Origin of the sequence: Flavobacterium sp. AJR (genome assembly GCF_002156885.1) — a bacterium.
GTDB lineage: Bacteria > Bacteroidota > Bacteroidia > Flavobacteriales > Flavobacteriaceae > Flavobacterium.
Genome location: NZ_NCWQ01000005.1, coordinates 104,003 through 110,963 on the forward strand (window position 1 = coordinate 104,003; position 6,961 = coordinate 110,963).

The window sequence follows — 6,961 nt, forward strand, 5'->3', positions numbered from 1 at the left end:
TTAGTTTGTTTATTTGATAGACAATTAATGGTTAAACGATTAAACAGTTAAACGATTTAAAAAAAACGATTAAACAGGTAATGAAAAGATATTTAATTCTATTACTATTAAGTTTCCAAGGGCTTATGGCTCAAGTTCAATTTGAGGCCAGAGTAAGCAAAACTACGCTTGGTTTAAACGAAAGAGTTCGAATTGACTTCATTATGAATGTTGATGGCGATAACTTTGTTCAGCCCACATTTGAAGGTTTTAGAATTGTTGCTGGACCAAGTCAGCAAGTAAGTCAGTCATGGGTAAACGGAAGAAGTTCATTCGAGAAAGTGTATTCCTATTTCTTATTACCAAACCAAAAAGGAAGCCTTGTTATAAGACAAGCTGCAATAGAATATAATGGTCAGGTTTACAAAACATCTCCTATAAAAATAAATGTTACTGCCGCAGTAGCACAAGAAAGAGATCCAAATGATCCACAACAAATATCTGCCGATGATAATTTATATCTAGTTGCCGATATATCTAAGACAAACCCATATATAAACGAACCAATTACAGTTGTTTACAAATTGTATTTCAGTTATAATATCGGTATCACAAATTGGAGAGAATTAGACAAACCAAAATACAATGATTTCTGGAGTCAGAATATCGATATTAAACAACTTGTTGCTGAAGAAGGTATGTTTAAAGGCGAAAAATATCGTTACGTAGTACTTAGAAAAACGGTATTATATCCACAAAAATCTGGTAAATTAGTGATTGAACCTTTAGCGTTAGATATCGATGTGCAATTACCTACTAACCGAAGAAATATGTTTGGTCAGGTTGTAGTTACCGATGGCAACAAACGCGTATCGGCAGGTGCTAAAACTATCAATGTAAAAGCACTTCCAGAATCTAGCAAACCAGAAGGATTTTCGGGCGCTGTAGGTCGATTTGACTTTAAAGTAACACCATCTAAAACTACGTTAAAAAACGGAGAAAGCCTGGAGTTAGTTGTTAGTGCTGCTGGTAGCGGAAATATGAAATTATTTACCCTGCCTAAACCAGTTGTACCAAATGCGCTAGAAATGTACGACCCTGTACATGACGAGAAGGTAAACACAACACTTAGCGGAATGTCTGGAAAAATATCAGACACCTATACCATTATACCACAATACAAAGGGAATTATGCCATAAAACCAATGCAGTTCTCGTATTTTGATTTAAATACAGGAAGTTACAAAACAGTTACTTCTCCAGAAATCATGGTGAATGTTCTTGATGGTCCAACGCCATCAGACGCAAATGTGGCTTCTAGCCCAACTGCAAAAAACAAAATATCGGCTACAGAACAGTTCAAGTATATTAAGCTAAAAAGCAATTTTACCTCTGTCGTAAACGATGATTTTTATGGATCAAACTTGTTTTATGCCCTATTGTTTTTACCATTCCTGATTTTACCAATTATAGTTTTAGTTAAGAAGAAAAAAGAAGCTATTGATGGTGACATTACTGGAAACAGAATTAAAATGAACAATAAACTGGCTAAGAAATATTTATCTGAAGCTAAAAAACAAATCAATAACAAAGAGCCGTTTTATATTGCGCTTGAAAAAGCAATGCATAATTTTCTGAAAGCCAAATTACATATCGAAACTTCAGAAATGAGCAAAGATAATATCACAGAGCTTTTATTGTCTCGAAAAGCAAATCCAGAATCGGTTAAAAATTTCATTAGCCTAACCGAAAACTGTGAGTTTGCACGATATGCACCAGCATCTAGCGCTTCTATTCAGCAAGATTTTGATAAAGCTGTATTGATAATTTCAGAATTAGAAAAACAAATTGTTTAATATAGTTTCTAACCATACAAGTTCGCTAAGAAATTAAATTTAGCTTACGCTGAATTAAGGTTCGCAAAGTTGAAACTCTTATTACATATCAATAAAATGAAAAATATTCTTTTATACCTATTCTTATTATTATCCCAAATTTTCTTTGCTCAAAATAGCTTTGATAAAGCGAATGCTTTATACCAAGAATCAAAATACGAGCAAGCAGTACAAGAGTATGAAAACGTTATAAAAGTTGATAAAAAACAATCGGCTGAATTATATTATAATTTAGGTAATTGCTATTACAAACTAAATAAAGTAGCTCCAGCAATATACAATTACGAAAAAGCTTTGGTATTAAACCCTAATCATCCAGAGGCTCTAAACAATTTAAAATTTGCTAAAAAACTAACAATCGACGAAATAAAAGAAGTTCCTAAAGTGGGTTTTGCAAAACTCATCCGAAACTTTACCGGAATATATCATTACAACACTTGGGCATGGATTTCTGTAGGGATAGCATCGGCATTCTTGCTTTGCTTTATCGGATACTATTTTTCGCAACTTACACGTTCTAAAAGAGTTTATTTTATCGGAATGTTTTTGATATTACTTGCTTTATTGGTAAGCTTAACAGCAGGGTTTTTAGAAAAAAGTCATTTTGATAACGAAAGACCTGCCATAGTATTTGCAGAAATTGCCGAAGTACGTAGCGAACCTCAAAAAGCTGGTTCTCCAATTTTCACCCTTCACGAAGGAGCAAAAGTATACGTAAAACAGTCATTACAAAACTGGAAAAAAATAGAATTAACCGATGGAACTGAAGGTTGGATAGAATCCTCGGCTGTTAAAGAGGTGAAATAATTCATTTGTTTTAAAAAATAAAAATCCCCAATTCAATTTTATATAATATTGAATTGGGGATTTTCTTTTGTTTGCTACATCTATCTAATTTACAGCATCTACCAATCGTATAAATTCGGCTTTATAACCTTCATCATCATTTGCTAATCCTGATTTTGCTAATTTTTTTATATCAGTGCTAGAACTATTCGCAATAAGTTTGGAATCTCTTAATTTTAATCCAAACCAGGCAACTGCCGTTGTAAATTTAAAATCCGAAGAACTACTATCCAAAGAGACTTTCTTATTATCAATAGTACTTACCATTTCTATACTTTTATCACCATCTGGTTTTTTGTATCTAAATTTAATAGTTGCAAGCTCATCATTATAATTCGAATTGTCCGATTTTACTTTTGTATATTTTAAATCAGAAGGAATATAATCACTTTCAACACCTGTCGGAATAATTTCATACAATGCCGTAACGGTATGACCACTTCCTAATTCTCCAGCATCAATTGCATCATTTTTAAAATCTTCAGGCTTCAATTTGCGATTCTCATACCCAATTAATCGATAAGCCTGAACATGCTTAGGATTAAATTCTATCTGAATTTTTACATCTTTTGCAATGGCAAACATTGAACCTTTAAATTCTTTTCCTAAAAATCGATTCGCTTCCTGAATGTTATCAATATAAGCGTAATTTCCATTTCCTTTATCTGCCAAAATTTCCATCTTACTGTCTTTAATATTCCCCATTCCAAATCCAAGAACAGTTAAATAAACACCCGATTTTCTTTTTTCTTCAATTAGTTTTTCCATATCCATGTCAGAAGAAGCTCCAACATTAAAATCTCCGTCAGTAGCGATAACAATTCTGTTATTTCCTTCCTTAATAAAATTTTGTTGTGCCAATTTATAAGCCAATTCGATTCCTTCACCTCCTGCTGTACTTCCGCCCGCACTTAAATTATCAAAAGCGTCTAAAATCTCTTCTTTATTGTCTCCAGAAGTTGGCGTTAATACCACTCCCGCCGAACCAGCATAAACTACAATCGAAACTTTATCTTGACTACGGAGTTCTTTTACTAAAATCTTCATAGATTCTTTTAATAGCGGAAGCTTATTATCATCACTCATAGATCCAGAAACATCTATTAAAAAAACAAGATTTGATGCTGGTAAATTCGTCATTGGAATATCTTTTCCTTGCAAACCAATTTTTAGTAATTGACTGTTTTTATTCCAAGGACTATCGCTTAATTCTGTATTAATCGAAAATGGATTTTGTCCTTCTGGTTGTGGGTATTTATACTTAAAGAAATTCATCATTTCTTCAACACGAACGGCATCTTGAGGAACCTTTTGTCCGTTGTTAATAAAACGCCTGATATTGGTATAAGATGCGTTATCAACATCAATAGAAAAAGTAGAAAGTGGTGATTTTATAGGAGATTCAAAAGGATTTTCTTCAAGGCCAACATAACTTTCGGTATTAGAATCTGGAAGTATGTTTTCGGGAATTTCCGTATCATAAACTACTACATCATCAGCCGCCGCAGCCTCATCGCTATACTCACGTTTTTTACAACAACTAAATAAAACAAGAACAAGGAATGCCATCAAATAAAAATGTTTATTTTTCATTTAAATAAATTTTAAGAATTAGTAAATTGGTTTTTCTTTCAAATAATGGCTAGCATTCCGGATGTACTAGTTAAAATTATCTGCGATTTGAGCCAATTCAAATTCAATGCCAAAATTTTTTTAAATTTTTTCTACAAATGAAAATAAACGATTTAAAATTGAATGTTGTTTTCTTAAACTTTGCAAACCTTAATTCAACACAAACTAGATATAATCTCTTAGCGAAGCTTTGCGGTAAAAAAACAAACAGAGAAACTTTGCAAACCTTAATTCACCACAAACTAAACCTAATTTCTTAGCGAACTTTGTGGTAAAAAAAAACAAACGGAGAAACTTTGCGAACCTTAATACACCACAAACTAAACCTAATTTCTTAGCGAACTTTGCGGTAAAAAGACCCAAAATAAACTTTGCGGTAAAAACCCAAAACCTAGAACTCATATACCTTCTCAGGCGTAACACAATAATCAAGTTTTATATCCCCTTCAAAAACATCTGTAATTTCGGTTTCAGCCTCAAAGAAAGATAAACCTATTTTAATTGTTTCTGGTTTACATTCAGATAAAAACTTATCGTAGAATCCTTTTCCATATCCTACTCTATTTCCAGAAGTATCAAACGCTAAAAGAGGAACAAAAACAACATCAATTTTACTCGACGGAACTTCCAGACCATCTATCGGTTCAGGAATATTATACTCGTTCTTCTTTATTTTAGTATTATCAGTAAGCAAGAAATGAGTCATTTCTCGGGTCTCAAAATCACTTTTAGAAATTACAATTTCTTTGTCTTTTCCAGCAAGTAAATGCAAAATAAACTCCGTATTTACTTCCTTATGTTCTACTATTGGTAAAAAAACATGAAAATAAGTTTTCTCCCAAATTGGTAATGAAAGTACTTTATTGGCAATAACCAAACTCAATTCGTCAATATCAGTCTCCGTAAGTTGTTTCCTCAACCCTTTTTTTTGTAAGCGCAATTCTTTTTTAGTTATCATCTTCTTCTAGATTGTTTTTGGACATATGATAAATAGCATCCCCTTCGTACACAATTGGCGAATGGTTTGCATTAATAATATACCCATCATGCGGTGCTTTTACTTTTCTTTCAAACTTACCAAAAGGATCGGTAATAATTGCCAGAATAGTTCCTTTCTTAACAAACTTTCCAATTGTATTGTAGTCATGTAGTAACCCTGAGCATTTAGCTCGAAGCCATACCGATTTTTCGATATAAATAGACGGTTCTTCAGGCGTTGCAACAATATGATTAGAATCTAACATTCCTAAATAAGCTAGCAAACGCTTTACTCCATCAATACCAATATTAGCAATTTCATGATTAATATCTAATGACTTTCCGCCTTCAAAAAGCAACATTTTTACTTTTAATTTTTCGCTAATACTCCTAAACGAACCCGAAATATTTTTAGAATACAAAGTAAATGGTGCGTTAAATACATCTGCAAGAACCTTTAAGTCATGATTATTCTCAGAGAGTCTAATCTGCGGTGCATTAAAACGGCTTGCTCCACCGGCATGAAAATCGACAGCATAATCTACAATTGGCAAAACATCGGTAACAATATGATAAGCAAAACGGCTTGCTAAAGAGCCTTTTTTACTTCCTGGAAAAACTCGGTTTAAATCACGCCCATCAGGAAACTCACGCGCTTTATTTACAAAACCGTACATATTTATAACCGGAATACAAATGATAGTTCCTTTTTGCGGACGATTAATTCTCTTGCTTATTATCTGACGTACGATTTCGACACCATTAATTTCGTCACCATGAATCCCTGCCGAAAAAAGTACAACAGGCCCTTCAATCTTCGAACGTCTTACAATAACAGGAATGTTTAATTTGGTTGTAGTGTGCAGTCGAGCAATTTCGACGTTAACGGTTTTGCTTTCACCTGGTAAAATGGATTCCCCAAAAATCACCAATGGTTTACTATTTCTCATATTCAATAATAAAAGCTAAATATAGAAATTATATTTTAAATTTATATCTTTGACTTTAACACTTATAATCTTAACCAACTAACCACATCAAAATTTAAAATGAAAAAAATAGCAGTTTTATTTGGCGCATTAACCCTTCTGGTTTCCTGTATGAGTAAAGAAGAGAAAATGAAAGAAGCAGAAGCTGACGGAAACGAAGCAGTTGCTGTAAAATCTAAATTAATAGAAGGTGCAGGAAAAGCACTCCAAGAACAAGGAAAAGACGCCGCCAAAAGCGCATCTAAAGGAATTGGAGATGTTATAAAAGGAATAAATTCAGGAATGAGCGAAAGCATCAACACCTCTAAAGTGATTTCTGAACCCACTTTTAAAGCAAACTTTGAGGAATGCAAAGCCGAAAAAATATACGGAGCAGATACTGATAAACAAAAGAAAGTAACAATTTACTTAATTGCTAAAAAAGATTTTAAAGGAAATCTAGTTTTAAAAGCTTTTGATGCCGATAAAAAAGAAATCGGAAGAAGCAGTTTAGAGGTTTCTATTAAAAAAGACGATGCAAAATATGTAGACTTCTCATTTGATGAAAGAACGCATTTACTACAAACCGAATACTTTACAATTAAATAAAAATTCCAAATAAAAAAAGAGCCCGTTTTCTATAAAAAAACGGGCTCTTTTTTT

6 protein-coding genes are annotated in these 6,961 nt (G+C 32.8%); 3 read left to right on the top strand and 3 right to left on the bottom strand.

Annotation, left to right across the window (positions count from 1 at the left end; all coding sequences use genetic code 11):
* Nucleotides 1-80: 80 nt before the first annotated feature.
* Nucleotides 81-1,835 carry a BatD family protein gene (locus B8T70_RS02565; protein ID WP_086893802.1) on the top strand — a complete coding sequence of 585 codons (1,755 nt, stop codon included), beginning with the start codon at nucleotides 81-83 and terminating at the stop codon, nucleotides 1,833-1,835.
* Nucleotides 1,836-1,931: 96 nt separating this feature from the next.
* Entirely contained in the window at nucleotides 1,932-2,681 is a 750-nt protein-coding gene (locus B8T70_RS02570; protein WP_039113164.1) for a tetratricopeptide repeat protein, read from the top strand.
* An 84-nt stretch (nucleotides 2,682-2,765) separates the two neighbouring features.
* On the opposite strand, the gene B8T70_RS02575 is transcribed toward B8T70_RS02570, so the two are convergent.
* The 3 genes from B8T70_RS02575 to B8T70_RS02590 form a co-directional block, all read right to left on the bottom strand.
* A complete protein-coding gene (locus B8T70_RS02575) occupies nucleotides 2,766-4,313 on the bottom strand; it encodes a VWA domain-containing protein (RefSeq protein ID WP_086893803.1) in 1,548 nt (515 codons plus the stop codon).
* Nucleotides 4,314-4,743: 430 nt separating this feature from the next.
* Complete coding sequence (locus B8T70_RS02585; protein ID WP_165763179.1) at nucleotides 4,744-5,310, bottom strand: 5-formyltetrahydrofolate cyclo-ligase; 567 nt, start codon at nucleotides 5,308-5,310, stop codon at nucleotides 4,744-4,746.
* Nucleotides 5,300-6,280, bottom strand: a complete 981-nt coding sequence (locus B8T70_RS02590) for a succinylglutamate desuccinylase/aspartoacylase family protein (RefSeq protein ID WP_086893805.1) — start codon at nucleotides 6,278-6,280, stop codon at nucleotides 5,300-5,302. Before B8T70_RS02590 ends, B8T70_RS02585 begins: the two co-directional genes overlap by 11 nt.
* A 99-nt stretch (nucleotides 6,281-6,379) precedes the next feature.
* On the opposite strand from B8T70_RS02590, the gene B8T70_RS02595 reads away from it, so the two are divergent.
* A complete protein-coding gene (locus B8T70_RS02595; RefSeq protein ID WP_052250002.1) occupies nucleotides 6,380-6,907 on the top strand; it encodes a hypothetical protein in 528 nt (175 codons plus the stop codon).
* The last annotated feature ends 54 nt before the right edge of the window (nucleotides 6,908-6,961 follow it).

What these genes read in the sequence shown, in the direction of transcription:
- B8T70_RS02565 (WP_086893802.1), top strand. Translation starts at nt 81, where the DNA reads ATGAAAAGATATTTAATTCTATTACTATTAAGTTTCCAAGGGCTTATG.
- B8T70_RS02570 (WP_039113164.1), top strand. Translation starts at nt 1,932, where the DNA reads ATGAAAAATATTCTTTTATACCTATTCTTATTATTATCCCAAATTTTC.
- B8T70_RS02575 (WP_086893803.1), bottom strand. Translation starts at nt 4,313, where the DNA reads ATGAAAAATAAACATTTTTATTTGATGGCATTCCTTGTTCTTGTTTTA.
- B8T70_RS02585 (WP_165763179.1), bottom strand. Translation starts at nt 5,310, where the DNA reads ATGATAACTAAAAAAGAATTGCGCTTACAAAAAAAAGGGTTGAGGAAA.
- B8T70_RS02590 (WP_086893805.1), bottom strand. Translation starts at nt 6,280, where the DNA reads ATGAGAAATAGTAAACCATTGGTGATTTTTGGGGAATCCATTTTACCA.
- B8T70_RS02595 (WP_052250002.1), top strand. Translation starts at nt 6,380, where the DNA reads ATGAAAAAAATAGCAGTTTTATTTGGCGCATTAACCCTTCTGGTTTCC.